27 protein-coding genes and 1 tRNA gene are annotated in these 25,806 nt (G+C 65.7%); 20 read left to right on the top strand and 8 right to left on the bottom strand.

Annotated features, from left to right (window positions below):
• Position 1: 1 nt before the first annotated feature.
• From OM513_RS14200 to pyrE, 5 genes are read right to left on the bottom strand one after another with little or no spacing between them, the layout of a single operon-like run.
• Positions 2 to 1,147 carry an AI-2E family transporter gene (locus OM513_RS14200; protein WP_264945141.1) on the bottom strand — a complete coding sequence of 382 codons (1,146 nt, stop codon included), beginning with the start codon at positions 1,145 to 1,147 and terminating at the stop codon, positions 2 to 4.
• Complete coding sequence (gene lepB, locus OM513_RS14205; protein WP_264945142.1) at positions 1,144 to 2,037, bottom strand: signal peptidase I; 894 nt, start codon at positions 2,035 to 2,037, stop codon at positions 1,144 to 1,146. The genes OM513_RS14200 and lepB overlap by 4 nt, the downstream gene beginning before the upstream one ends.
• Positions 2,037 to 2,450, bottom strand: a complete 414-nt coding sequence (acpS, locus tag OM513_RS14210; protein ID WP_264945143.1) for a holo-ACP synthase — start codon at positions 2,448 to 2,450, stop codon at positions 2,037 to 2,039. Before acpS ends, lepB begins: the two co-directional genes overlap by 1 nt.
• 42 nt (positions 2,451 to 2,492) lie before the next feature.
• The gene (locus tag OM513_RS14215) at positions 2,493 to 3,239 is read right to left on the bottom strand and encodes a pyridoxine 5'-phosphate synthase (protein ID WP_264945320.1); all 747 of its coding nucleotides are present in this window, start codon (positions 3,237 to 3,239) and stop codon (positions 2,493 to 2,495) included.
• A complete protein-coding gene (gene pyrE / locus OM513_RS14220; protein ID WP_264945145.1) occupies positions 3,239 to 3,823 on the bottom strand; it encodes an orotate phosphoribosyltransferase in 585 nt (194 codons plus the stop codon). Before pyrE ends, OM513_RS14215 begins: the two co-directional genes overlap by 1 nt.
• A gap of 160 nt (positions 3,824 to 3,983) precedes the next feature.
• Between pyrE and coxB the strand changes: the two genes are divergently transcribed.
• From coxB to OM513_RS14265, 9 genes are all read left to right on the top strand, one after another.
• Positions 3,984 to 5,108 carry a cytochrome c oxidase subunit II gene (coxB, locus tag OM513_RS14225; protein ID WP_264945147.1) on the top strand — a complete coding sequence of 375 codons (1,125 nt, stop codon included), beginning with the start codon at positions 3,984 to 3,986 and terminating at the stop codon, positions 5,106 to 5,108.
• Positions 5,109 to 5,112: 4 nt separating this feature from the next.
• Complete coding sequence (gene ctaD, locus OM513_RS14230; protein WP_264945149.1) at positions 5,113 to 6,780, top strand: cytochrome c oxidase subunit I; 1,668 nt, start codon at positions 5,113 to 5,115, stop codon at positions 6,778 to 6,780.
• 111 nt (positions 6,781 to 6,891) lie between these two features.
• Positions 6,892 to 7,395, top strand: coding sequence for a DUF805 domain-containing protein (locus OM513_RS14235; RefSeq protein WP_264945150.1), 504 nt, complete (start codon positions 6,892 to 6,894; stop codon positions 7,393 to 7,395).
• 58 nt (positions 7,396 to 7,453) lie between these two features.
• The gene (locus tag OM513_RS14240; RefSeq protein WP_264945152.1) at positions 7,454 to 8,356 is read left to right on the top strand and encodes a heme o synthase; all 903 of its coding nucleotides are present in this window, start codon (positions 7,454 to 7,456) and stop codon (positions 8,354 to 8,356) included.
• The gene (locus tag OM513_RS14245; RefSeq protein WP_264945154.1) at positions 8,353 to 8,517 is read left to right on the top strand and encodes a hypothetical protein; all 165 of its coding nucleotides are present in this window, start codon (positions 8,353 to 8,355) and stop codon (positions 8,515 to 8,517) included. Before OM513_RS14240 ends, OM513_RS14245 begins: the two co-directional genes overlap by 4 nt.
• Entirely contained in the window at positions 8,514 to 9,047 is a 534-nt protein-coding gene (locus tag OM513_RS14250; protein ID WP_264945155.1) for a cytochrome c oxidase assembly protein, read from the top strand. Before OM513_RS14245 ends, OM513_RS14250 begins: the two co-directional genes overlap by 4 nt.
• Positions 9,048 to 9,079: 32 nt before the next feature.
• The gene (locus OM513_RS14255; RefSeq protein ID WP_264945156.1) at positions 9,080 to 9,913 is read left to right on the top strand and encodes a cytochrome c oxidase subunit 3; all 834 of its coding nucleotides are present in this window, start codon (positions 9,080 to 9,082) and stop codon (positions 9,911 to 9,913) included.
• 4 nt (positions 9,914 to 9,917) lie between these two features.
• Positions 9,918 to 10,283: a DUF983 domain-containing protein gene (locus OM513_RS14260; protein WP_264945157.1), complete on the top strand. Its 366-nt coding sequence runs from the start codon at positions 9,918 to 9,920 to the stop codon at positions 10,281 to 10,283.
• Positions 10,283 to 10,927, top strand: coding sequence for an SURF1 family protein (locus tag OM513_RS14265; protein ID WP_264945158.1), 645 nt, complete (start codon positions 10,283 to 10,285; stop codon positions 10,925 to 10,927). Before OM513_RS14260 ends, OM513_RS14265 begins: the two co-directional genes overlap by 1 nt.
• 239 nt (positions 10,928 to 11,166) lie before the next feature.
• Here the strand turns inward: OM513_RS14265 and OM513_RS14270 are convergent, their stop codons facing one another.
• Positions 11,167 to 11,331 (bottom strand): hypothetical protein, encoded by a 165-nt coding sequence (locus OM513_RS14270; protein ID WP_264945160.1) that lies wholly within the window; start codon positions 11,329 to 11,331, stop codon positions 11,167 to 11,169.
• Positions 11,332 to 11,420: 89 nt separating this feature from the next.
• Here OM513_RS14270 and OM513_RS14275 point away from each other — a divergent pair.
• The 11 genes from OM513_RS14275 (at position 11,421) to OM513_RS14325 (ending at position 20,717) form a co-directional block, all read left to right on the top strand.
• Positions 11,421 to 11,495 (top strand) — tRNA-Thr (locus OM513_RS14275).
• 265 nt (positions 11,496 to 11,760) lie between these two features.
• Positions 11,761 to 13,005, top strand: coding sequence for an MFS transporter (locus OM513_RS14280; RefSeq protein ID WP_264945161.1), 1,245 nt, complete (start codon positions 11,761 to 11,763; stop codon positions 13,003 to 13,005).
• Positions 13,006 to 13,093: 88 nt separating this feature from the next.
• A complete protein-coding gene (locus OM513_RS14285; RefSeq protein WP_264945163.1) occupies positions 13,094 to 14,224 on the top strand; it encodes a nickel/cobalt efflux transporter in 1,131 nt (376 codons plus the stop codon).
• 13 nt (positions 14,225 to 14,237) lie between these two features.
• Positions 14,238 to 14,504 (top strand): metal-sensing transcriptional repressor, encoded by a 267-nt coding sequence (locus OM513_RS14290; protein WP_264945164.1) that lies wholly within the window; start codon positions 14,238 to 14,240, stop codon positions 14,502 to 14,504.
• Positions 14,505 to 15,095: 591 nt separating this feature from the next.
• Positions 15,096 to 15,845, top strand: coding sequence for a LuxR family transcriptional regulator (locus tag OM513_RS14295; RefSeq protein WP_264945166.1), 750 nt, complete (start codon positions 15,096 to 15,098; stop codon positions 15,843 to 15,845).
• Positions 15,846 to 15,927: 82 nt separating this feature from the next.
• Entirely contained in the window at positions 15,928 to 16,554 is a 627-nt protein-coding gene (locus tag OM513_RS14300) for an acyl-homoserine-lactone synthase (RefSeq protein WP_264945168.1), read from the top strand.
• Between the two features lie 9 nt (positions 16,555 to 16,563).
• Positions 16,564 to 17,448 (top strand): phytanoyl-CoA dioxygenase family protein, encoded by an 885-nt coding sequence (locus tag OM513_RS14305; RefSeq protein ID WP_264945169.1) that lies wholly within the window; start codon positions 16,564 to 16,566, stop codon positions 17,446 to 17,448.
• Complete coding sequence (locus OM513_RS14310; protein ID WP_264945170.1) at positions 17,445 to 18,023, top strand: GntR family transcriptional regulator; 579 nt, start codon at positions 17,445 to 17,447, stop codon at positions 18,021 to 18,023. Before OM513_RS14305 ends, OM513_RS14310 begins: the two co-directional genes overlap by 4 nt.
• Positions 18,024 to 18,116: 93 nt before the next feature.
• Positions 18,117 to 18,245, top strand: a complete 129-nt coding sequence (locus tag OM513_RS14315) for a benenodin family lasso peptide (RefSeq protein WP_264945171.1) — start codon at positions 18,117 to 18,119, stop codon at positions 18,243 to 18,245.
• A gap of 55 nt (positions 18,246 to 18,300) precedes the next feature.
• Entirely contained in the window at positions 18,301 to 18,957 is a 657-nt protein-coding gene (locus OM513_RS14320; protein WP_264945173.1) for a lasso peptide biosynthesis B2 protein, read from the top strand.
• Between the two features lie 41 nt (positions 18,958 to 18,998).
• A complete protein-coding gene (locus OM513_RS14325; protein ID WP_264945174.1) occupies positions 18,999 to 20,717 on the top strand; it encodes an asparagine synthase-related protein in 1,719 nt (572 codons plus the stop codon).
• Here the strand turns inward: OM513_RS14325 and OM513_RS14330 are convergent.
• Together OM513_RS14330 and OM513_RS14335 are read right to left on the bottom strand one after the other, a co-directional pair.
• Positions 20,697 to 22,814, bottom strand: a complete 2,118-nt coding sequence (locus OM513_RS14330; protein WP_264945176.1) for an Atxe2 family lasso peptide isopeptidase — start codon at positions 22,812 to 22,814, stop codon at positions 20,697 to 20,699. The genes OM513_RS14325 and OM513_RS14330 overlap by 21 nt on opposite strands.
• Entirely contained in the window at positions 22,808 to 25,741 is a 2,934-nt protein-coding gene (locus OM513_RS14335) for a TonB-dependent receptor domain-containing protein (RefSeq protein WP_264945177.1), read from the bottom strand. The genes OM513_RS14330 and OM513_RS14335 overlap by 7 nt, the downstream gene beginning before the upstream one ends.
• Between the last annotated feature and the right edge of the window lie 65 nt (positions 25,742 to 25,806).

Consider the following 25,806-nt stretch of genomic DNA (forward strand, 5'->3'; position numbering starts at 1 on the left):
CTCAGTCCTTGGTTTCGGTCATCGGTTCGGGATCGGGGACCAGCGGCTCGCGGCTTCGCCAGCGCGCGCGCCGCCGCCCGATGCCGGCCTGGGCGGCGCGTTCCGATTCGCGTTCCAGCGCGACCTTGATCATCGCCACCATCGGATCGGCCAGCGCCAGCCCCATCACGCCGAACAGCGTGCTCGCCAGGATCTGGGCCGAAAGCGTCAGCGCGGGCGGCAGGTCCACCGTGTGCCGCGCCACCAGCGGGATCAGCACATAGCCGTCAAAGGTCTGCACGCCGAAATAGATGGCGATCGCCCACAGCCCCTGATCCTGCCCAGCGCTAAACCCCACCGCCACCATCAGCACGCCCGAGACGAAGGCGCCGATATTGGGGATGAAGGCCAGGATGCCGGTGATGATGCCCAGCAGCAGCGCCATCGGCACCCCCGCGATCGACAGCAGGATCCAGGTGAGCACGCCTTCGAACAGCATCCCCGCCAGCCGCCCGGCGAGCAGGATGCGCATCGTCCGCGCCATCCGCGCCAGCGTGACCGAGAATTCGTCGCGCGCGGCGATCGGCACCATCCACTGCAGCCCGCGCTCGTACAGCCGCGGCTCGATGGCGACGAACAGGCCGATCGTCATCACCATCAGCAGGCTGCCGAACGCGCCCAGCAGCGACCCCACCGCCGAGGTGAGCCGCCCGACCGAGCTCATCGCCTGCTGCGCCATGCCGGCCAGGTCGGACGCGCCGGGCATGATCCCCAGGCCGGAAAGCCAGGCGGCGATCCGCGTCCACTGCACCTCCAGCGTGGTGCGGAGCTGCTCGGCCTGCTGGGCGATCTGGACGCCGGTGAGATAGAAGACGCCGGCGACGAAGGCGATCACCAGCAGCACGACGATGGCCAGCAGCGCGCCGCGCGGCAGCGGCAGCACGCGGCGCAGCAGCCGGACGCCGCCGTCGAGCATCGATGCGAACACCAGCGCCCCGAAGATGATCAGCAGCGGCTGGATCAGCAGCACCACCAGCCCGATCGCGATCGCGAGCCCGAACCATACGGAGGCGCGGCGCAGCTCCGCACGGATCAGCGGATCGCGCAGCTCGTTTGGGCCGGGCTCCTGAACGACCGATACCGCGCCCGGCGCCGCCTCTTCGCTCATTCGGTACCCCTTTCAGGCCGCAGCGACATGCCCGCCCGCCCGGAACGGAACGACGAGAACCAGGTCAGCGGGTTCCACGTCGCCGTGCCGTCGAGCGAGAAGGTGATGAACTCGGCGCGGCCGCCGATATTCTCCCACGGAACCGGCCCGCCCAGCCCCTTCACCGCTACCGGATAGCGGCTGTCGGCGCTGTTGTCGCGGTTGTCGCCCATCAGGAACACGCGCCCGCGGGGCACCCGCATCTCCGGGAAATCGTCGCCCGCGCTATGGCCCAGATCGGCGACGACATAGCTCGGCCCGCCGGGCAGCGTCTCGCGATAGACGGTCAGCCGGCAATAGAGCGCCCCGTCCTGCGCACGCACGCGGCGACCGGCATAGAATTGCGATCCGCCCTCTTCCGAATTGGTGCTGCACCGCGTGTTGGCATCGACGGGCACGAGCTGGTCGGGCAGCCACTCGCGCTCCAGCGGGCGGCCGTTGAGCCACACCACCCCGCCGCGCACCGCGATGCGATCGCCCGGCAGCGCGATCACGCGCTTGATATAGTCGGTGTCCTGCCCCGGCGGGGTGACGATCACCACGTCCCCGCGCTGCGGCAGGCTGCCCATCAGCCGCCCCGGCATGAAGGGCAGCAGGTGGAAGGTCGGCGTGACGTAGGAATAGCCATAGGGATATTTGGTCACCACCAGCCGGTCGCCGACGCGCAGCAGCGGCAGCATCGATTCCGACGGGATGTAGAAGGGCTTGGCGATCAGGCTGTGGAAGCCCAGCACCGCCACGACCAGCCACAGGATGCCGCGCGCCTCCGCCCACCAGTCGGTGTGGTGGTGCGCCTCGTCATCCTCCTGCTCCCCGGCCTCCGGCGCCAGCGCCAGCTCGTCCGCACGCATCACTCGTTCCTTCCCACCGGAAGCGCCTCGACCATCACCATGGCATAGGCCCAGGGGTCGTCGTCGGTCAGCGTCAGGTGTACCACGGCGCGGTGCCCCTCCGGCACCAGCGCGTCAAGCCGCGCCCTGGCACCCCCGGTGAGCATCAGCGTGGGCGCGCCCGAACGCGCGTTCACCACTCCGATGTCCTTCATGAACACGCCCTGAGAGAATCCCGTTCCCACCGCCTTCGAAAACGCCTCCTTCGCGGCGAATCGCTTCGCCAGCGTCGCGGCGCGGGTGTGCGGGCGGCGCGCGGCCTTGGCTAACTCGGTTTCGGTAAAGACGCGGTTTTCGAAACGTTCGCCGAAGCGCTCGAGCGATTTGCGGATGCGATCGATGTTGCACAGGTCGGAGCCGAGGCCGATGATCATGCGCCTAGGCCCAGCCGTCCCGGGAAGGAAGCGAAGGGACGCTCATCCCCGCGCCTCGTCCATCAGCGCGCGCATGCGCCGGACCACCGGGGCCAGTCCGTCGAAAATCGCCTCGCCGATCAGGAAATGGCCGATGTTCAGTTCGGCGACCTGCGGGATCGCGGCGATGGGGATCACATTGTCGAAGGTGAGGCCGTGGCCCGCATGCGGCTCCAGCCCCGCCTTGGCGGCCAGCGCTGCGGCGTCGGCGATGCGCTTCAGCTCCTCGGCCCGGCCATGTTCGGGCAGCTCGCAATAGCGGCCGGTGTGCAGCTCCACCACGGGGGCGCCCAGGCGCAGCGCCGCGTCGATCTGGCGCTCGTCGGGCTCGATGAACAGCGACACGCGGCAACCCGCCTCGCGCAGCTTGGCGACCATCGGCGCCAGGTGGTTGTGCTGGCCCGCGGCGTCCAGCCCGCCCTCGGTCGTCCGCTCCTCGCGCTTCTCGGGCACGATGCACACGGCATGCGGGCGATGGCGCAGCGCGATCGCCAGCATCTCCTCCGTCGCCGCCATCTCCAGGTTGAGCGGAACGGGCAGCCCGGCCGAAAGCCGCGCGAAATCGTCGTCGGTGATGTGGCGCCGGTCTTCGCGCAGGTGCGCGGTGATGCCGTCCGCCCCCGCCTCCGCCGCCAGCAGCGCGGCCCGCACGGGATCGGGATAGCCGCTGCCGCGCGCGTTGCGCACGGTGGCGACGTGATCGATGTTGACGCCGAGGCGGAGCCGCCCGTCCTGAGCTTGCCGAAGGATCACGCGGCGGCCCGGCTGCCGGGCTTCACCGCGGGAATCGCCGCCAGTTCGGGCGGCAGCGAATCGGGGGCATAGGCGGGAACGTCGAGGCGGAGGAGCGGATAGAAGGGCACGCCCAGATCGGCCGTGCCGTTGGAGCGGTCCACCAGCGCGGCGGCGGCGATCACGTCGCCGCCCGCATCGCGGATCGCCGCCATCGCCTCGCGCGAGGAAAGGCCGGTAGTGACCACATCCTCCATCATCAGCACCTTCTGGCCCGGCGACAGGCGGAATCCGCGGCGCAGCTCGAACGTGCCGGTGGGGCGCTCCACGAACATCGCGTCGACGCCCAGCGCGCGCGCCATCTCGTGCCCGGCGATCACCCCGCCCATCGCGGGGGAGACCACCGCCTCGATTCGCGAGCGCAGCTCTGCCGGGATGCGCGCGGCCAGCGCATCGGCCAGCCGGGCTCCGCGCGCGGGGCTCATCAGCACGCGCGCGCATTGCAGATAGCGCGAACTGCGCAGCCCCGAAGAGAGGATGAAATGCCCCTCGAGCAGCGCCTCCGCGGCGCGAAACTCCGCCAGAACCTCGTCGTCCGTCAACGCTGCCGCTCCCGCCCGGAATGGGCGCGCGTTACTTAGGGGCGGTACGCACCAGCCGCAACGCCCATCAAAAAGCTGTTGAGAACCCGGCGCGCGGTCGTATAGGCCGCAGCGATTGGACAATTTGTCCCAGCGCTTCAAAACGGGGTGATCACGAACGATGCGCATGCTTGGGTTGACTTCGATCGTCCTGGCGGCGGGGCTGGCACTGGCCGGCCCGTCCCAGGCACAGGCTCCGGCGGCTGCGCCCGCAGCGCCGGCGGCGGCACCGGTTGCCGCTCCCGCTCCGGCCACGGCCACCGCGACTCCGGCCGCGCCCGCCGCATCGGCGGAAGAGGCCAAGCCGGCCGATCCGCTTCAGAATGCGGACGGCAGCTTCAAGTTCGCGCCCGATCCCAGCATCGGCCAGCCGAGCACCTATTGGGGCCTGCAGCAGCAGGTGACCCCCAACGGCCGGACGGCGCACTGGTTCCACGACGTGATCCTGCTGCCGCTGATCGTCTTCATCAGCATCTTCGTGCTGGTGCTGCTGCTGTGGGTGATCGTTCGCTATCGCCGCGCCGCCAACCCGGAACCTTCGAAGACCAGCCACAACACGCTGATCGAGGTGATCTGGACGCTGGTGCCCGTGCTGATCCTGGTCGCCGTGGCGGTGCCCTCGATCCGGCTGCTCGCCGCGCAGTTCAAGCCCGCGCCCGACAATGCCGTCACGCTGAAGGCGATCGGCAACCAGTGGTTCTGGTCCTATGAATATCCCGATCATGGCGGCATCCAGATCACTGCCAACATGCTGAAGGAAAAGAACGAGGTTGAGCCGGGCCAGCGTTTCCGCACCGATCAGGACGGCCCCCGCCTGCTGGCGACCGACAACCGCATCGTCCTTCCCGTCGGCGTTCCGATCCGCCTGCAGACCACCGCGCAGGACGTGATCCACGCCTGGGCGGTCCCCGCCTTCTGGATCAAGCTTGACGCGATCCCGGGCCGGACCAACGAAACCAGCTTCATCATCGAGAAGCCGGGCATCTACTTCGGCCAGTGTTCCGAACTGTGCGGCGCGCGCCACGGCTATATGCCGATCGTGGTCGAAGCCGTCTCTCCCGAGGTGTTCGAGCAGTGGGTGAAGGCCAAGGGCGGCAAGATGCCCGAGGCCAAGGCCGCGGCCGCCCCGGCAGCCACCGCACCGGCCGCCCCCGCCAACGACAGCGAGCCGGCGAATGCCGCCGACGCGCTGGCGCAGACCAACAATGCCGAGCCCGCGAACGCGGCCGCCAGCACGGGTCACTGAGATCATGTCCGATACCGCAGTTGCACACGCCGCGCATGACGCCCATGCGCACCACGACGCCGACCACAAGCCGGGCTTCTTCGTCCGCTGGTTCCTTTCGACGAACCACAAGGACATCGGCACGCTGTACCTGATCTTCGCGATCTTCGCGGGGATCATCGGCGGCGGCATTTCCGGCCTGATGCGCATGGAGCTCGCCGCTCCGGGCATCCAGTATCTGCCGCATTGGCTGGAGGCGCTGCACGGCTCGGCGACCTTCGACGAATCGCTCCATTTCTGGAACGTGCTGATCACCGCGCACGGCCTGATCATGGTGTTCTTCATGGTCATGCCGGCGATGATCGGCGGCTTCGGCAACTGGTTCGTCCCGATCATGATCGGCGCGCCGGACATGGCGTTCCCGCGCATGAACAACATCTCGTTCTGGCTGCTGATCCCGGCCTTCACGCTGCTGCTCGCCTCGCCCTTCGTGGGCATCGGCGCCGGCACGGGCTGGACGGTCTATGCCCCGCTCTCGACCTATGGCGAGCCGGGGCCGTCGGTGGACATGGCGATCCTGTCGCTCCACCTGGCGGGCGCCAGCTCGATCCTGGGCGCGATCAACTTCATCACCACCATCTTCAACATGCGCGCGCCGGGCATGACCCTGCACAAGATGCCGCTGTTCGTGTGGTCGGTGCTGGTCACCGCCTTCCTGCTGCTGCTGTCGCTGCCGGTTCTCGCCGCGGCGATCACCATGCTGCTGACCGACCGCAAGTTCGGCACGGCCTTCTACGATCCGGCAGCGGGCGGCGATCCCGTGCTCTACCAGCACCTCTTCTGGTTCTTCGGACACCCTGAGGTGTACATCATGATCCTGCCGGGCTTCGGCATCGTCAGCCAGATCGTGTCGACCTTCAGCCGCAAGCCGGTGTTCGGCTATCTCGGCATGGCCTATGCCATGGTCGCGATCGGCGTGGTGGGCTTCGTGGTGTGGGCGCACCACATGTTCACCACCGGCATGAGCGTTCAGGTGAAGATGTACTTCACCGCCGCGACGATGGTGATCGCGGTGCCCACGGGCATCAAGATCTTCTCGTGGATCGCGACGATGTGGGGCGGCTCGATGAGCTTCAAGACCCCCATGGTGTGGGCGATCGGCTTCATCTTCATGTTCACCGTCGGCGGCGTGACCGGCGTGGTCCTCGCCAACGGCGGCGTCGACGATTACATGCAGGACACCTATTACGTGGTGGCGCACTTCCACTACGTGCTCTCGCTGGGCGCGGTGTTCGGCCTGTTCGCCGGCTTCTACTACTGGTTCCCGAAGATGAGCGGGAAGATGTACAGCGAAGTGCTGGGCCAGCTTCACTTCTGGCTGTTCTTCATCGGCGTGAACGTGCTGTTCTTCCCGATGCACTTCCTGGGCCTGCAGGGCATGCCGCGCCGCTATCCGGACTTCCCGGACGCCTATGCCTATTGGAACCACATCGCCAGCCTGGGCTATGTGATCATGCTGGCGGGCGTGGCCGTGTTCTTCTGGAACCTGATCCAGTCGCTGCTCGCCGGCCGCCAGGCCGAGGGCAACCCCTGGGGCGAAGGCGCGACCACGCTGGAATGGACGCTGTCCAGCCCGCCGCCCTTCCACCAGTTCGAGACGCTGCCGGTGATCGACGACGCCAAGGCGCACTAAGCGCCGCGGGCCACTGGCCGGAAACGAGACGCCCCGGGGAAACCCGGGGCGTTTTCGTATGTGCGGCGGGCGGCTATCCTGTGGCCTACGGAGTCGCGAAGGGGGGTCGCGGTGGAGCAAGTGCCGCTGGTGCATGCACGCATGACGTGCAGCGGCTTCCTCGTCTGCACGTTCTTCCTGGCCGCCGCCGCCGTCTCGACGCTGGCGCTGCTGGCATGGCTGGGGATTCCGCATCCGGCGGACCCGCGCCTGCTGGTGCGCGGCGCGCCGTGGGGCGTCATCGGTTTCGACCTGGCCTGGCTGGCGGCGGCGCTGGCGGCGATCGTGCTGCGGCTGCGCGACACCGGCGCGAGCGGCTGGTGGGCCGCGCTGCTGCCGCTGGCCGCTGCAGGCGCGGCGCCGCCGGGCGCAGCAGGGACGATGCTGGGCCTGGGCGCGGCGGCGCTGGCGGCGATCGCCTGGATATTGCTGATCGGCTGGCCCGGCACGATCGGCCCCAACCGCAACGGCGCCGATCCACGCGGATGGGAATCGCGCGAACACTATGACGCCGAACAGGCCGCCAATGCGGAGGCGATGCGCATCGCCGCGCAGGGCGCCCGGCGGCCGCACTGAACCGCCCCTCCCAGCCCCTTCCCCCCCGGCTTCGCTGGCACTATAGCGGCGCCGAGTCATGAGTACCGTAGCCGCCACCGTCACGCTTCCCGCCGAATGGCGCGACTTCCTCGCGCTGACCAAGCCGCGCGTGATGAGCCTGGTGGTGTTCACCGGATTGTGCGGCCTGCTTGCCGCCCCGGTGCCGGTCCATCCGGTGATCGGCTTCACCGCGATCCTGTGCATCGCGCTGGGCGCGGGTGCCGCGGGCGCGCTGAACCAATGGTATGAGGCCGATATCGACGCGGTGATGAAGCGCACGAGCAAGCGGCCGCTGCCCGCCGGGCGGATGGATCGCCAGTCGGCGCTGCATTTCGGCGTGGGGCTGGGCGCGTTCAGCGTGATCCTGATGTATTTCGCGGTTAACCTGGTCGCGGCGGTGATCCTGACCGCGTCGATCCTGTTCTACGTCTTCATCTACACCATCTGGCTGAAGCGCCGGACGCCGCAGAACATCGTGATCGGCGGCGCGGCGGGCGCCTTCCCCCCGCTGATCGGCTGGGCCGCGGCGACGGGGGACGTGGCGCTGCTGCCGCTGCTGCTGTTCGCGATCATCTTCCTGTGGACGCCGCCGCATTTCTGGGCGCTCGCGCTGTTCGTGAAGACCGATTACGCCAACGCCGGCGTACCGATGTTACCGGTTGTGGCTGGCGAACGCACCACCCGCACCCAGATCGGCATCTACACCATCCCGATGGCCGCCGCGGCGGTGGCGCCGTGGCCGCTTGGGCTGACCGGGCCGGTCTATGGACTGGTATCGATCGCGGCGACGGCGGTGTTCGCGCTGCTCACCATCCCCGTGGCCACGCGCGCCGCGGGCGAAGGCGACGCGATGCAGCCCGAGAAGCGGCTGTTCAAATATTCGGTCTTCTATCTCTTCATCCTCTTCGCCGCGGTGGCCGCGGACCGGTGGCTGGCATGACCCAGGACGAAACGCCCCTTCCCGGAACCGACGCGCACACGCGCGAGGTGCGCGCGCGCCAGGCATCGCGGGCGCGGGTGATGGCGCTGTTGCTGGGCGCCTTCGTGATCCTGGTCTTCGCGATCGCGATCGCCAAGATGACGGGCGGGGCGGCGCATTGACCCGCAACCTGCGCACCGCGCTGCTGGGATCGGCGTTCGTCGTCTTCATGGGCGGCCTGGGCTTCGCCAGCGTGCCGCTGTACCGCATGTTCTGTGAGGTCACGGGACTCAACGGCACCACCCAGCGCGGCGTGGCGGCCCCCGGCGGCACCGGCAAGAGCATCCGCGTGGCATTCGATTCGAACACCGCGCCGGGCCTGGGATGGGAATTCAAGCCCGAGCAGCGCGTCGAGACCATCGATATCGGCGCGCGCGACATGGCCTTCTATGTCGCCACCAACAACGCCGGAAAGCCCGTCACGGGCAGCGCCACCTTCAACGTGACGCCGGTGACCGCGGGCAAATATTTCGCCAAAATCCAGTGCTTCTGCTTCAACCAGCAGACGCTGAAGCCGGGCGAGACGGTGCGGATGCCGGTGATCTATTATGTCGATCCGGCCATCCTGACCGACCCCGACACCAAGGATATCCGCGAGATCACGCTCTCCTACACCTTTTATCCGGTGGATTCCGGGAAAACGGCGAGCTAAGGCACCCGCAAAACCAGCAACAGGGACCCACCATGGCCGGAGCCAGGAATCATCAGTATCACATCGTGAACCCCAGCGTGTGGCCACTGTTCGGCTCGATGGCGGCGCTCGTGCTCGCCGCGGGCGCGATCATGTGGATGAACACGATGCCGAGCGCGAAGCTCGTCTTCTTCGCAGGCCTCGCGGGCGTGCTCATCACCATGTTCGGCTGGTGGGGCGACGTGATCAAGGAAGCGCAGCAGGGCGATCATACGCCGGTGGTTCAGCTCCACCTGCGCTACGGCATGATCCTGTTCATCGCCTCCGAGGTGATGTTCTTCGTCGGCTGGTTCTGGGCGTGGTTCGATTTCGCGCTGTTCCCCTCCGCGGTCGAGGCCGTGGGCGGGCAGTGGCCGCCGAAGGGCATGCACGTGCTGGATGCGTGGCAGTTCCCGCTGCTCAACACGCTGATCCTGCTCTGCTCGGGCACCACCGTCACCTGGGCGCACCATTCGCTGCTGCATGGCGACCGCAAGGGCCTGATCAACGGCCTGTGGCTGACGATCGTGCTGGGCGCGCTGTTTAGCTGCCTGCAGGCCTATGAGTATATGGAGGCCCCGTTCCCGTTCAAGGCGGCGTCGGAGCATGGCTCCAGCTATGGCGGCGCCTTCTTCATGGCGACCGGCTTCCACGGCTTCCACGTGATCGTCGGCACGCTGTTCCTGATCGTGTGCCTGGTGCGCGCGTACAAGGGCCACTTCACCCCGAAGCAGCATTTCGGCTTCGAGGCGGCGGCCTGGTACTGGCACTTCGTCGACGTGGTGTGGCTGTTCCTCTTCGCCTCCATCTATGTGTGGGGCGGCTGGGGCGCGCCGGTTCACGGCTGACGCGATGACCGAGCCCGCGCCCGTTCAGTCCGCACTGACGGGCGCCTGCCCTCGCTGCGGCAAGGGCAAGATGTTCGCCGGCATCGTCCGCTTTGCGGATCGCTGCGGAAGCTGCGGGCTCGACTTCTCCCGTTTCAACGTTGGTGACGGGCCCGTCGTCTTCCTCACCATGGGGGTCGGCGGGCTCGTCACGTTGCTGGCGATCCTGGTAGAGCTGAACTGGGAACCCGGCCTGCTGGTCCATGCTTTGCTGTGGATACCGGTCACCACCATTCTGGTGGTCGGCGCGCTGCGCTTCGCCAAGGGGCTGTTGCTCACGCTGGAATATCGCAACGCCGCGGAAGAGGGGCGGCTGAAGCAGGAGCCGTGATGCCGCGTTTGCCAAAGCGCCTGCCGCTGGTGCCGACGATCGTCGTCGCGCTCGCGGTTGCGGCGATGGTCGCGCTGGGCGTCTGGCAGCTCGACCGGCGGCAGGAAAAGGCCGCCGCGCTGGCGATCTATTCGGCCAATGCCGGCAAGCCGCCGATGGCCTTTCCGCGCTACCCCGTCGGCGACGAATTCCTGTTCCGCAAGGCGAGCGCCAACTGCCTGGAGGTCATCGGCTGGAGCAGCCAGGGCGGGCGATCCACCGTGGGCGGCAACGGCTGGCGCCACATCGCGCAATGCCGCACCGGGGCAGAGGGGCCGGTGCTGCTGGTCGACATGGGCGTGGCGCGCGATCCCAAGTTCCGCCCGCAGTGGAAGGGCGGCCAGATCCGCGGCACCATCGCCCAGGCGCCGGACCACCGGCCGATGTTCGCGGGCATGTTCGACGATAGCCCGCGCGGGCTGATGCTGATCTCCGAAGCCGCCGCTCCGGGCCTGGAACCCACCGCCCCGCCGGACATCGCCAGCGTGCCCAACAACCACCTGGCCTATGCCGTGCAATGGTTCCTGTTCGCGATCGTGGCGGTGGTGATCTACCTGCTCGCGCTCGGCTGGCGCGAGAAGCGCAAGGGGCCTGGGAAAATATAAGACCGGAAGGGCAGGTCGCCCGGCCCACGCGCAACGCTAGCACCGCTCGCCCCGGGGCCTGCCGAAGGGGGGCCTGCCGCGAATCCCGCACCGGCGGAATGCGCCCTACGACAAGCTTTTCTGTATCGGATGATGTATCGGGCGGGCGCCTGGGCGGCGTGGCCACGCCGCTCCAGCGACGGATGTGCGGCCATTCGACAGGCCAGGGGCGAACGGCTGCCTTGTCGCCACGCGGGCCTTTATCCGGTGCATGGTCCGGAATCGGGTCCGCCCCCCCCGCCCTCCCCCTGCGTCGCATCCCCCTCCGGCGCCTCCGCCGCGATCTCGCGCGCCTGTGCCTTGCGCCGCCTCAGGTTGGCGCGCAGTTGCTCGGCAAGCCGCGCCTTACGTTCCGCTTCGGTCATGCGCGCGCGATAAACCGGACGGGATCGGGTTGACAATCAGGGCGGCGCCTGCACATAGGCGCCTCCCGCCCGCACAGACGCTGGCGTGTGCTGCCGTAGCTCAGTGGTAGAGCGCATCCTTGGTAAGGCTGAGGTCGTGAGTTCAATCCTCACCGGCAGCACCATTTTCTCCTTATAGATCAGTAGTTTATATCTACCCCTTTCCGGGGGCGGAGCCGGATTTTCCGCCACGGAAGCACTACGGAAGCAGCTGGAAGCGAAAGTTTGGCGGCTCTGGCGTAGGTGTGCCCATGCATTTGCTCCCACAAGCAGGGCTTACGCCGTCCGTTGTCGCGCGGCGGGGAGGAGATTCCGAGATGGTGTGGTTTTGCCGGTCGATCGCCTAGGGATCTACCCCTCCTGGTGACAACCGAGGCTATATTCGCAGACATGCTGCACGATGGAAAGAACCACGATGAGAGCAGCGCGCCGTCGCTAGCAGGGGCCGCGGCGTCCGTGAAAATCCCGAAGACGGTATGGGCGCTGGGCCTTGTCAGCCTTTTCATGGACGTGTCCTCGGAAATCATCCACGCGCTGCTGCCGCTGTTCCTGACGACGACGCTCGGCGCCAGTGTTGCGCTCGTGGGACTGATTGACGGCGTCGCCGAGGCTACCGCGTCGATCTCGAAGATATTTTCGGGCTATATCTCGGATCGGATCGGGCGACGAAAGCCGCTCATCCTGCTGGGCTACGGCCTCGGCGCGTTGTCGAAGCCCCTTTTCGCGATCGCCGGCAGCGCGTCGGTCGTATTGGGCGCCCGCTTCGCTGACCGTATCGGCAAGGGATTGCGGGGAGCGCCAAGGGACGCGCTGGTCGCCGACATGACGCCGATCGCGATCCGCGGTCGCGCGTTCGGGTTGCGGCAATCGCTCGACACGGTGGGCGCATTCCTAGGCCCGTTGCTGGCGATCGGCCTGATGCTCACTCTTGCAAACAATATCCGGGCGGTCTTCTGGGTGGCAATCATCCCCGGGGTCGTCGCGGTTCTGCTGGTCCTTTTCGGTGTCGAGGATCGACGGGGATCTGCCGATGCCCAATCCCCGGTGCCGGTCCGGACGCACGATCTCCTGCGCCTGGACCGTGCGTTCTGGGGCGTGGTCGCGATCGGCGTAGTGTTTACGCTCGCCAGGTTCAGCGAGGCGTTCCTGATCCTGAAGGCGAACGCCGAAGGCTTGCCGCTGGCGCTCGCGCCGCTCGTCCTCGTCGTGATGAACATCGTTTATGCGCTCGGCGCCTATCCCGCCGGCGCCTGGTCCGATCGCGTGCCGGCCGCGCGCCTGCTGCTTTGGGGCCTCGCCTGCTTGATCGCGGCGGATATCGTAATCGCCTTTACCTCGGGCATCATCGGCGCATTTGTCGGGATTGCGCTTTGGGGCGCGCATATGGCCATGACCCAAGGTCTGTTCGCCAAGCTGGTGGCCGACCACGCGCCTCCGGAGCTGCGTGGTTCCGCCTATGGAGTGTTCAACCTTGCGACCGGGCTCGCGTTGCTCGCCGCGAGTGTCATCGCGGGTGTGTTGTGGGACCGTTGGGGATCGAGCGCGACCTTCGCCGCCGGCGCAGCGTTCGCCGGACTGGCATTTCTGTTGCTGGCGTGCCGGAGAAACACGTCTGGGCAATCGAGCGACGGCTAGGCGGGTGGCGCGGCGCGGCGCTTCGCCCAAATCATCGGCTTGCTCAAAAGCACTCGCGCTATCCTATCCAGGGGGATAGGATATGGGGATGACGTCATTCACCGACCTTCTCCAGCAAGGCGCCGCTCACGCCTGGCTCTTCATCCCGACCGCGATTCTGCTCGGCGCGCTGCACGGCCTCGAGCCTGGGCATTCCAAGACGATGATGGCGGCCTTCATCATCGCGGTGCGCGGTACCGTGAGGCAGGCGGTGCTGCTTGGCCTTGCCGCGACGCTTTCGCATACCGCGATCGTCTGGGTGATCGCGCTTGGCGGGCTATATCTGTGGCGCGGGCTCGCGCCGGAGATGATCGAGCCGTATCTTCAGGTCGCCTCAGCTGTGATCATCATCGCCATGGGCGCGTGGATGCTGTGGCGGACCCGGCGCGAGCAAGGCTTCGCGGCCCTTCACGATCATGACCATTTGCATGACGATCATGGTCACGACGCCCCCACCCGGATCGATACCGGGCACGGCGTACTTCGGCTGGAGGTGTTCGAGGACGGCGTTCCACCGCGCTTTCGAATCATCGCCGAGCGCGGGCATATCTGGCCCGCCGGGGAGGTCTCGCTCGAGACCGAGCGGCCCGATGGCGCGCGACAGGCTTTCGGCTTCGAGCAGCGCGACGGCTATCTCGAATCCCGGGAGGAAATCCCCGAGCCGCACGAATTCGTCGCACGGCTCAGTCTCGCGCATGGCGGCCATGCCCATGACTACGACGTCGCGTTCATCGAGCATCATCACGGCCACGACCATATGCACGAGGAGCTTCGCGGCCTCGACCTGACCGCTGGAGTCCAGGACGCGCATGAGCTGGCGCACGCCAACGACATCCGGCGCCGCTTCGCCGACCAGAGTGTCACGACCGCGCAAATCGTGATCTTCGGTCTAACCGGGGGGCTGATTCCCTGCCCCGGCGCGATCACCGTGCTGCTCTTGTGCCTGCAATTGAAGGCGTTCACGCTCGGCGCTGCTTTGGTGCTCTGCTTCAGCATCGGCCTGGCGCTGACCATGGTCGCCTCGGGCGTGATCGCGGCGCTGAGCGTCAAGCACGTCTCCAGGCGCTTCAGCGGTTTCGGCGAGATCGTCCGCAAGGCGCCGTATGTCTCGGGCACGGTCATCCTGTTGATCGGTCTCTATCTCGGGATCAACGGATGGCTTCACCTTCCAACCGCATGATATCGGATCACCCATGAGCCACGCTTGCAACCCCGACCTGCTCAATCGCCTGAAACGGGCGCAGGGCCATCTGGCGACGATCCTCACGATGATCGAGGAAGGTCGTGACGGGCTGGAAACCGCGCAACAGCTCCAGGCCGTCGTCAGCGCGCTCGACAAGGCCAAGACGTTGCTGGTGACGGATCATATCGAACATCACCTCGAAGATGTCGTGGGGCCACTCTCCGCGGAAGCGCGCGAGAAGCTGTCGCGGCTGAGCGACCTGGCAAAATATCTGTAGCGCGGGCCACGCGCATGGTTGGTAACCGAAAGGGGAAGGCTTTCCCCTGACGCCGAGCCTTGGTCTCGGCGTACCCCTTCTGCGGGGCCGGCAGGCGACCCGCAGCGCCCCCAGGAGAGTGAGAGAAAGGCGGAGGTTTCACGACGGACTGAAGGCCGAGTGAGCTCCGGCCGGCCAGTCACGGAGTTCCTGGCGAGAGCGCACCTTCTGCGGAAAGTTGCTTAATGACGCAGATCGCGTGCCGAAACCCTCCAAGCCGCGCGCCGCTTCCGAAAATCGTAAACCGTAACGAAATGCGCCCGCGTACAAGCTTACGTTGCTCTCCACCATAGTTACCCACGCAAATCTGCGCGATTCCGAAGATCGACGCTCAATGATTTCCTGAGTTCAACAGCAATCAATTGGCCATTCGGCTGCGTTCGAGCGGCCGCAACTATAGTTATTTGTTTACAGTGGAACGGTTTGGCGCGATCTAGCGCATGCAATCGCTCAACCGACTCCCTTGAGAAGTTGTTCGGACATGAGCCCAGTATGGGGCGTATCGGAGGGAAAGCGGCTTGAGGTCCGCGCCCGCGTGCGGCCAGGGTGGTCATGCCGCGTTTCGAAGTAGCCGAAGTCTTCGTGAACAATGCGCGCTTCGCGCCGACGCGAGAGGCGCTGCACGAAGCGCTGATCCAATCCTGCTCCGACATGGGAGTGCGCTACTTCGCGCTGACCCATCACATCGACTTTGGCAGGGAGGCCGGTCCAGCGGTCCGGCTCCACAACTATCCTTCGAGCTGGGAGGAATGGTTCGACGAACGCGGCCTCGGCCGCACCGACCCGATTCACCGGGCCTGCAATCTCGCGAGCGTCGGCTTCGCCTGGTCTGCCGTACCCGACATGATCAAGCTGACGCCCGACGACAGGTGCGTGCTCGAGCGCGCCTACGAGATCGGGATTGGCCAAGGCTTCACGATACCGGCAAGCGTCCCGGGTGAAGCGCTCGGATCCTGCTCCTTCGCGGTCGATGCCGGACAGGCTTTTCCCGAGGAGTTCCAGTTCGTGTGCCAGCTCGTGGGCGGCTTCGCATTCGAGGCGGCTCGGCGGATCTCGGGGTCTCGGGACATCCTGACCGATCACGCGCCGATCCTGACCGATCGGCAACGCGACTGCGTGCTGTGGGCCGCGCGCGGCAAGACCGACTGGGAGATCTCGGTCATCCTAGGCGTCGGCCATGAAACGGTGATCCAGCATCTGAAGCATGCTCGCGAGCGTTACGGCGTCCAGAAGCGCGCCCTTCTGGCGGTAAGGGCCCTGTTCGACGGGCTGATCAGCTTCTCCGACATCCTCAAGCGCTGACGCTATCCCCATTTCTTGGAATATCGCGCCCCTGCGCTGATCGGGATGCTTGGCCCCTCGTCAATTCGAGGGGTCTTGCTCCATGGTTCTTCTCGTCGATTCCACCGTCGACAACGTCGCCGATACAGCGTTCCGGTCGATGTTCGCTGCCCGAAAAAGCGTCTTCATCGATCTGCTCAAATGGGACCTTCCGGTCCTCGACGGGCGCTACGAGATCGACCAGTTCGACGACCGACACGCGCGCTATCTGATCATCACCGACAGCCAGCATGAGCATCTGGCGTCCGCCAGGCTCCTCCCGACGACACGGCCCCATATCCTGGACGGACTCTTCCCGGCGCTATGCGCGGGTGACGTCCCGCGGGGGCCGCGCGTCTGGGAGATTACGCGGTTCTGCTTGGGGAGGCAGCTTCGCGCCACAGAACGGCGCGCGATCCGCAATCATCTCGTGTCAGCCCTGGCAACCCATGCGCTCGAGAACGGGATCGACACCTACACTGGCGTCGCGGAGATGGCGTGGCTCCAGCAGATCCTCAGCTTCGGCTGGCAATGCCGGGCGCTGGGCGAGCCCCTTCCCCACCAGGGCGGCCTCCTCGGCGCGCTTGAAATCACGATCACGACCGAGACGCCGGCCGAACTGGCCGGGGGTGGCGTGTGGTCGCCCATCATCGCCCACGACATGCCGGCGCGCCGCGCCGCCAACGCCTGAGGTATCGCCATGACTCAAAATCCGAACGCCAGGCCCGCCGAATGCACCGCCGCGCTGGAGCTGCTCAGGACCCAGGGATGGTGCGTCATTCCGAACGCGTCGCCGCGCGAGACCATCGAAGCGCTCGCCGCCGACCTGGCGCCCATCTATGAGGCGACACCTTTTTGCGAAGGCGATTTCTATGGTGGCCGAACCAAGCGGTTCGGTAGCCTGCTGAAGCGCTCGCCCCTGGCTGCCGCGCTGGCCATGGACGACTTGATCCTCGCCGTCAGCGAGGAGGTGCTCTCGCCGTGGTGCGACACGCTGCAGTTGAACCTGATGCAGGCGATCGCGCTGCACCCCGGCGCGCCGGCGCAATTCCCGCACCGCGACCAGGACATGTGGCAGGGGGTCAAGGGTGAGGTCGAGTATCTGGTCAATGTGATGTGGCCGCTGACCCGCTTCACAGTCGAGAATGGCGGGACGATCATCTATCCCTGCAGCCACGGCAGCGAAGCACTAAGCGACGTGATGCCCGAACGCTCGATCGTCGCGGAATTCGGGCCGGGGGACGCGTTCCTGTTCCTGGGCTCGACGCTGCACGGGGCCGGTGCGAACCGCAGCGCGGAGATCCGTAAGGCAGTTGTGGTCAGCTACTGCCTCGGATGGCTGAAGCCCTATGAAAACCAGTGGCTGGCCTATCCGCCCGCAATCGCTCGCGGCTTCTCCCCCGAACTCGCCGCCCTGGTCGGCTACCGCCAGCACCGCCCCAACCTCGGCAATTACGAGGGCATATGCCCTTCGCTCCTCCTCACGGGCAACCTCCCTGACCATATCGGAGCGGTGGACGCGCTGAGGCCCGACCAGGCCGAGGCCGTCGCGGAGTATCGAATTGGCCAGGAGGCCGCCGCATGAGTCCGCTCCAGGCGATGGAGCGCAGCTACGCGACGCTCAAACAGATGCTGCGGGAGGGGCGGTACGCGCCCGGCGCCCGCCTGGAAGCGAACCGCATCGCCGAGGCGCTCGGCGTCAGCATGACGCCTGTGCGCGATGTCCTGCAGCGCCTGGTCGGTGAGCATCTGGTCGAGGCGAGCGTCGGCGAGGGCTTTCATGTGCCGCGGCTCGGCGAAGCGGCGCTCCGAGATCTCTACGAGTGGCACTCCGCCCTCGTACTGATGGCGGTTCGCACCGCCCGCCACCCGCTTGCCGTGGACGAGCCGGACGATGAGACGATCGCCGCCAGAACGGCCCTGCTGTTCGAGCGCATCGGCGAGATGGCGCCCAATCGCGAGATACGGCTCGCCATCTCGAGTGTCAGCGATCGCCTTCATGCGTTCCGGATGGTCGAGTCGCAAGTTCTCCAGCCGCTGATCGGCGAACTGGACGAGCTTGCCGTGATCGACGGCGGGCTTCCGCAAGCAATCCGGCGCTATCATCTTCGCCGGATGCGGGCAGTCCCCGAGCTAATTCGGCGCCGTGAGGCGCCCTGATTGGGCATTCGATTATAATCGGATTATAAACTTCTTATAACTCCCGGCATGTCGGACCTTCTCCTGGTCGCATCTCGCGACAGGAGAATGATCATGGACCGCGAACCCAACGAAACCATCGACCTGATCGATCTCGGCGTCGCCAGCGTCGAGACGCAGGGCGCCCAGGACGGCGACGTGGACGGCCTCGGGAAGATCCCGCTCGGCCTTTCCGACGACTGATCGGCCGGGTGCCGGGCCGGCGCCGCCGGCCCGGCATCGCCTCTGGGGTTCGGTGATGCATTGGCGAATTTTGCCGCACGCGACGGCGTGCGTCGCTTCTGACAAGCTGTTTCTGTTGGATCTGCGACAGGACAGATATTTTCGCGTGCCGGTCGCCTCTCAGGCCGAGTTTGCGGAATGGCTAGACCGTCGATACGCCTGCGCGCCGCCTCCGAGCGTCCTAGAAGTGCTCCTGCGGGGCGGCATCCTCAGAGAGGGGGACGAGACGCCGACCAATGCGCTTAAGCAACGGGGCGATGTCCCAGAACCTTGCGCCTCCTGTCCCGACTGGAATCGGCAAGATCTCCAGCAAGCCCGCGTTGGAGCCACGGTCGCCGCGGCATGGGCGCGGCTTCGCCTGTTCTCCCTTCATCGCCTGATTGTGAAGCGATCCGAGTGTTCTCCGCCAAGAGACTGCCGGCCAGTCGCAGAAATCCTCGCCGCTGCAGAGCAATTCGAGCGCTCGAGAAACTGGACTCCCATCGCCCGAAACTGCCTGCTTGATTCTCTGGCTCTGGACAGCTGGTTGGCTCGGCGAGGCATCGTGGCGACGCTCGTGTTCGGGATCGCCGCAGAACCATTTCAGGCGCACTGCTGGCTGCAGACGCGCGATGCCTTGATCAACGACAGCTACGACCACGTCTCGCGGTTCACACCGATCTTTTCGGCATGAACAGGTCGGCTTTCCTTGCGGTGATTCCAGCAGGTCACGCCATGCCCGAATGGCTGCCGCGAGTCGCCGAAGCGCTGCACCGCCGCCACGGGCTTGTCGGCTTGGTCGAGGCGCCGGGCATGAAAGTGTTCGGGAACGCGGGCGCGGCGCATCTGCTGACTGGCGGAAAGGATGGGATCGTATGGGGCCATCTTTTCGACCGACGGACCGGCTTGAAGGTTAAACCCGAAGAGCTGGACAAGACCAGCGGACTGCGTTTGCAGGATTTGCTCGATGGTTTCTGGGGCGGTTATGTCGCCTTGCTGAATTCTGGCGACACGGTCGATATCGCCCGTGATCCGTCCGGTGCCATGGCCTGCTATCATGCGGCGATCGAGGGCACGCACTTGGTCACATCGCGTCCCGACCTGTTGTTCGAACTCGGACTGCTTCGACCGCAAATCGATTGGAGCATCGTCGCTCAGTCTCTCATTTACAGCGACATCCGCCCGGCCCGCACAGCACTGCGCGGTATCAGCGAATTGCTCCCTGGCGTGAAATTGCGGATTTCTGACGGCCGAGCTGAGAGCCGATGCGCATGGTCGCCATGGGACTACGCGGCGAAGATGGAGGCCTCGAATGCAGCAGAGGCTGCCGCCCGCCTGCACGCTGCGGCGACTGAAACGCTAAGCTCGTGGGGCAGCTGCTTCCAGCGACCGCTGATTGAAATTTCCGGCGGCCTCGATTCAGCGATCGTGGCTGCGGGAATCAGGCCCGCGGTACAGGAGGCGAGATGCGTGACGTTCGGGCCGTGGGAAGGTGATCCAGACGAGCGTCCCTGGGCACGAGCGATCAACAACCATCTCGGCTTTCCGCTCGATGAACTGGCCCTCGCGCTAGACGATGTCGATGTCATGCGATCGGACGCCGCTCATCTCCCGCGACCTTGCACTCGCTTCTTCTCGCAAGCCCTCGATCGGCCGCTGCAGGAGTTGGCCAGGAATATGAACGCGGACGCCTTCTTTGGCGGGGGTGGAGGCGACAGTGTCTTCTTTCACCTTCAATCGGCCTTGCCTGTGATCGATCGGGTTCGGCAGGAGGGCTTCGGCTTGGGTGCGTTTCGCACTGCCGCAGATATTGCGCAGATCGCACAGACCGATTCCTGGACGGTTCTTGCCACCGCGCTTCGGCGATGGCTGCGGCGCGCCTCGGCCTACCCGACACCCATGTCGAACAGCTTCGTTGCGGCACATGTCAGCGAGGGGCTTCCATGGCCCGCCGACAACCCCTGGCTTGAGGCACCCCTGTCTATTGCGCCCGGCAGAAAGCGACAGGTTTGGGCGGTGATGACGATACAGAACCACCTTGAGGGATATGGGCGCGAGGCGGTCGCGCCATTCATCTCCCCGCTGATGTCGCAACCCATGCTGGAGACATGCTTCTCGTTTCCAACCTGGCTCTGGTGCGAAGGCGGTCGAAATCGTGCCCTCGCTCGCGATGCGTTCCGCGCCGCCCTGCCGAGAATGGTGATCGAGCGTCGAACCAAGGGGTCGTTCAACCGACTGGTCACGACACTGCTCGAAAGGAACCGCGCCCGGATTCGCGAGATGCTGCATGAAGGGGCGCTGGCACGAGAACGCATCTTAGACCTGGCGGCGGTGGACGCCTGTCTCGACGGGACCTTTCCCGAGCACGACGCACTTTCCCAGTTCATGGTGCTCGTTGACCACGAGGCGTGGGCAGCGTCGTGGGAAGAATATTCAGGAGCCCAGCCTGCGTGATGGCAAGGTGGCACGCATGATCACCCAGCGCGCGAGATCTTCCGGGCGCGCGAGTTCCGGATGGTCCTGCCCGAGCAGCCAGAAGTCGAACCAGGACACGTTACGCGCGTAGATCGCCAGCCGATGCGCTGGATGGTTCTTGGTATGCCTCTCATCGGGAAACACGAACATTTCGACGGGCGCGCCATGGCTTTGCAGGGAAGCGAACGTCTCGGATGCGGCGCGAAACTCCCCGTCAGGCAGTTGCATCAGCAGCGGCGTGCGAATGCTATCGGCGTTCAACGCAAGCGACTGCGGCTTCCAGAAGTCGCGCGCTTGATCTCCAGCCGCGGGGTATCGCCACGCCCTCGTCGATGCGGCGAAGCTGGGTCCAACGGTGAAGAGGTTGCTAGGATCATCACAGCACGTACTGACACTGGCCGCCTTGAAGCGGCTCGAGTTGATCAGAGCGAATTGAACCGTGCTCGATCCATCGCTCATGCCGGTGATGCCGATGCTGTCGGCCTCGATCACACCTTTCGCGATCGCCGCATCGACTCCGGCGTCCAGCGCGGTGAAAGCGCGCCGGCGCCACGACCAGTTCCGCGCCCTGAGGCGCTGGCGCTCATTGAAATCGGTCTCGGCGTCGACGTTTGCGGCATTTCCCGGCATCTGAACGCTTAGCACCGCGAAGCCATGTGCAGCGAACAGCTGGATGGGGTACTCGTCTCCGATCCCCCCGCGTAGGAACCCCCGGCTGAGATACTGCACGACGATCAAAGGGTGCTTCTGGCCCAACCGATGCGAGGGTGGGAGCACAAGGTCGCCGTAGGTCTCAACCCCGTCACGATCGGTCCAGGACAGGCGCTCCACCGACCCCAGCCTGACATGCCCGAATTCTGGATTCGGATCATAGAGTGTGACGAAGCGCGCGGTGGCCATGTCGATCGCCACCAGCGTTCTGGGGTGGAGCGCCGTCTCGCGCGCGCACACCAAATTTGCCGATACGAGCTGGCAGCCGACCAACCAGTCTCGCGTTTCCAGGACTTTCGAAGGCGTCGCTTTGCCGGGACGCCAGCGGTAAAGTGCCATGCGCCCGGCATTTTCCGCGTTGCCACCTGTCAATATCAGCAATTCTCCGGTGGGCGACCACCAAAGTCCTGCAATCTGCTGGCGACACAGCAGTTCAGGGCAGCGCTGGTCGCCGTCCCTTGTCCGAACATACAGTTTTTGACCCGCAGCGGCATGTCCTGGCTCGTCCGGGCCGACCCATGCCACTCGCCCCTGCGGGCCCTCCGCGACAAGGCTTGCCCCGGCCGGCGGCGATGCGCGGTCGGACCCCGCAATAGCCCCCTTATCCTCCAAAACCGGTGTGACCCGACCAGTCGAGAGATCCACGCGGTTCAGCTCGTTGGGAAGCGGGAGCGGAGGATGAGGGTAGCTCTCGGAAACCGACCAGAAGCGTTCGTCGTAATGAAACCCGACGCGACCCTCGCGCTCGATCGCGGCACGGCCTGCATCGAGCGCGGAGCGGGTCGCAAACAATATGCTCTGTCCGTCCGGAGCCCAGCGGGGGGCAGAGGGCTCGGTTGAAAGGTGCGAAAGCTGGGTCGCTGGCTTGCCATCCAGTCCGACGCGCCAGATTTGCGTGACGCCGGCATCGCGACGCAGAAAAGCCAGCCATCTGCCGTCAGGCGACCAAATAGGTGTCGCGTCGCCCGGCAGGCCAGTGGGTATTGCCGGTATCCCGTGCACATCGCTGGGGCTGGGGAAAATGGTACCGCCGACATCGAGCAACCGCGGTGCGAACCTGCCACGGAGACTCACGAGTACAACGCCGATGCAGTAATCGTCGGTGTCCGGATTGGCGCGGCGAAGCGTGAGCGCCGCGAGCGTTCCGTCAGGGGAAACCCGAAACGATGGTCGCCCCAGGCCATCGTCGATGCGGCCAAAGTCGCGCAGCTCGACGAGATCGCGTGCTGTTACGGCCTTTCTGCCTGTTGCCGCCCGGGGGGAGGACGGCAACAGGCGCTCGGCGCAGGAAGTTGGCGCCGCATGCGCCGATATGCTTCCGGACGAGAGTATCAGCAGCGAGATCAGCGTTGGTCGGATCACCATTTCTTGGTGATCTGGATCGCGAGAACCCGCCCCAACGGGCTGGCATTCTCCCCATCGTATGCCGCCGTGTAGGACCCGGCGAGATAGCTCACATAAGGCGGATCGGCATCGAGCAGGTTGGACGCGTTGATCGCTATCCGGAGCCCGCCAAACGGGCCGTCACGCTCACCGAAATCATAGCCGATGTTGAGGTCGAAGGTAGTCCAGGCGGCGACGCGCGCGGAAGGGACAACAAGCTTGTTGGTATAGCCGTCCACATAGTTCGCGAAGAGCGCCGCGCTGAACCCGCCCTTGCTCCAGACGGCTCGTGCGCGAAGCCTGAGGTCAACCGGGTTTCCTACCGTATCGACGACGTCGATCGCGGCAGCGGTCGCGGTCAGCTGCTGTCGAATATTGAAGATGAAGGTGCCGACTGCGCCCAGCTCGACGTGCCCGCCCGCCAGATCGAACCCGTAGCTCAGGTCGATGTCCAGCCCGGATTGCTTCACGACGGAAAGGTTCTGTAGCCTCGCGTCTGCTACGGCGACGAACGTCGCGTTCGCGGGGATGCCGAAGAAGTTGCGATAATATGGGGACGCCAGCAGTTCGGCGACGCGCGCCGCCGAAGGGTTAGGCTCCAGGATCGGCGCGTAGATATCGCGGTTGATCAGGAAATTCGGGATATTCGCGGAGGGCGTGGCGATGCGATCGCGATAATCGACGTTGAAATAGGTAGCGCCGATTCTCAGTCCGGGCAGGAATTTCGGCTCGAGATCGGCTCCGAGTGTCCAGGTCGTCGCCCGTTCCGGACGCAGGTTGGGATCGTTCCCGCGGATGACCAGAATGTTCGAAGTGCCGCCAGCGGCTTGCGGGTCCGCAGCAGGATAGCCGAAGATCGCGATCGAGCCAGGGTCCTGTCTCAGCTCCGTGAAGGTCGGGGCACGGAATGATTTTCCGTAACTGCCTCGCAGGGTGATTCCCGATACGGGTTCCCAGGAAAGACCAAGCTTCGGATTGGTCGTCCGGCCGAAATCGCTATAGTCCTCGGCACGCACTGCCGCGGACAAGTCCAGACGGTGAAATCCGGGCAAGGTCGCGTCGCCCCCGAAAACCGGGATCCTGAGTTCGGCGTACACGCCCTTCACCCTTCGGACGCTGAGCAGCGGCGTCGGCGGCGTGACCGTGGGTGTCAGCGTCGAGGTATAGGAGATGGTCGCGCCGTAGCCGTAGCGATCCTCGTGGTAGTCGCCACCAACCGCCAGTCGCAGGTCGCCCGCAGGCAAGCGGAATAGGGGCCCGTCTGCGCGCAGCGTCGCCGACCAGACCACGCCGAAATAATCGATCTTTGTGTAGCCGCGGATGGAGTCGATCGTTGCCCGGTTGGTAGATGGTCCGTCGCCAAAGAGATTGTAGGCGGTCGAAGGATTGCTGTCTGCCAGCGCAAGCGCCAGCCGGGCGGTGTTGACGCGATTGCCGAGCATCCAGCTTTCATCCTGCCGGCCCCATGTCCCGTGCGCATCGACGGTCCAGGCGCCGAAACTTGCCTCAAGCCCGGCTGTCGCGCCAAAGGCCCGGACTTGGCCACTCTGCCTCTCGGCGCCGAGATCCCTGGTGAAGCTGTAGTCGACGCCGACCGGCAAGTGCGTGCCAATAGGATCGAGATAGAAAGCATTGGTGACCGGGACGGTGCGGCGTGCGTTGCTTTGCGCTCGGGTCGCTTGATCGTAATTCCGCCATGTCCCGAGACCGTTCGCATAGAATCTGAGATTGCCGGTCAGATCCTGGCTTATGGCCGCGAAGACGGAATGACGGCGCTGCTCCGGCAATATGTCCGTTCCATACCAACCATCCCCCCGGTTGATCGCGCCGCGGCTCAATTGGGCGGCAGTCAGCCCGACCCCGTTCTGACCTGACGGAATGGCGAAGTTCACCCCACCGGCGACGATCGTTCCGGGGCTGGAATAACTGCCGCGGCGATCGGGACCGCCAAAGGGACGCAGGTCGTCAGTCGCAAAATCCCTGTCCGCGGCGCGAAGCCGGTCGCGCTTGTAATACTCGTATGCAAGGACGGCCCGACCGCCCGTCCAACGGGTGCCGAACAGCTGGCTGAATTGATATTCCTGCGAGTCCCCGCCGGCAGTGCCGATGCGGAAGCTCGTCTCAGCGCCGCGGAAATTCAGCCGCGGGATAATGTTGACCACACCCGCGACCGCGTCCGAGCCATAGATTGCGGAGGATCCGTCGGGCACGATTTCGATCCGCTCGATAATGGATGCGGGGATCATCGAGATATCGCCGAACGTGCCGCCGCCACCGCCGAGCGGCGGGCGGTCGCCATTGATCAGAACCAGCGTCGACACCTGACCCAGGCCGCGCAAGTTCACACCGGAGCCGCGGGCGGAGTTTCCATTTCCGATCCCGGTTATCAGTTCGCCGGTGCCTTCATTTGCACCGCCCGCGAAATTCTGCGGGATTGACTGCACAATCTGCTGGGTCGTCGCAAAGCCGCCTTGGGCGATCTGCTCGCGACCGATGGATATTACGGGAACGCCAACCGGTCCGCTGCCGCGGATGCGCGTGCCGGTGACGAGGATTTCGCCTTGGTCCTCAGCGGGTGCGTTTCCCTCTCGCTCGACATCGTCGCGCCGGACGACCAGCGTGTTGCCGACGAAGACCACGCGCAGGCGGCTCCCGCGCAACAGCTGCGAGACGGCTTGGTCGGGGCGGAAGCGCCCCTTGAGCGCCGGCGCCTGAAGGCCGTCCACGAGCTCGGTCGGTGCGATGACCTGCGTGCCGGATTGCTGCGCGACCGCGCGCAACGCCGTGCCCAGGTCCTGGCTTGGCATGTCGAATTCACGCGTACTGTCTGCCTGAGCGAACGCCGCCGGCGCGATCATGACCATCGCCGAGCCTGCCAAGGCCAGCGCACCCGATTTCCCCATCCGCATATATCGCTCCCCACTTTCAGCGCCGCCGATTTGGCGGTCTGGGGTGGGAGACGAGGTTGCGCGGA

Source organism: Sphingomonas canadensis (assembly GCF_026013525.1).
Taxonomy (GTDB): Bacteria; Pseudomonadota; Alphaproteobacteria; order Sphingomonadales; family Sphingomonadaceae; genus Sphingomonas; species Sphingomonas canadensis.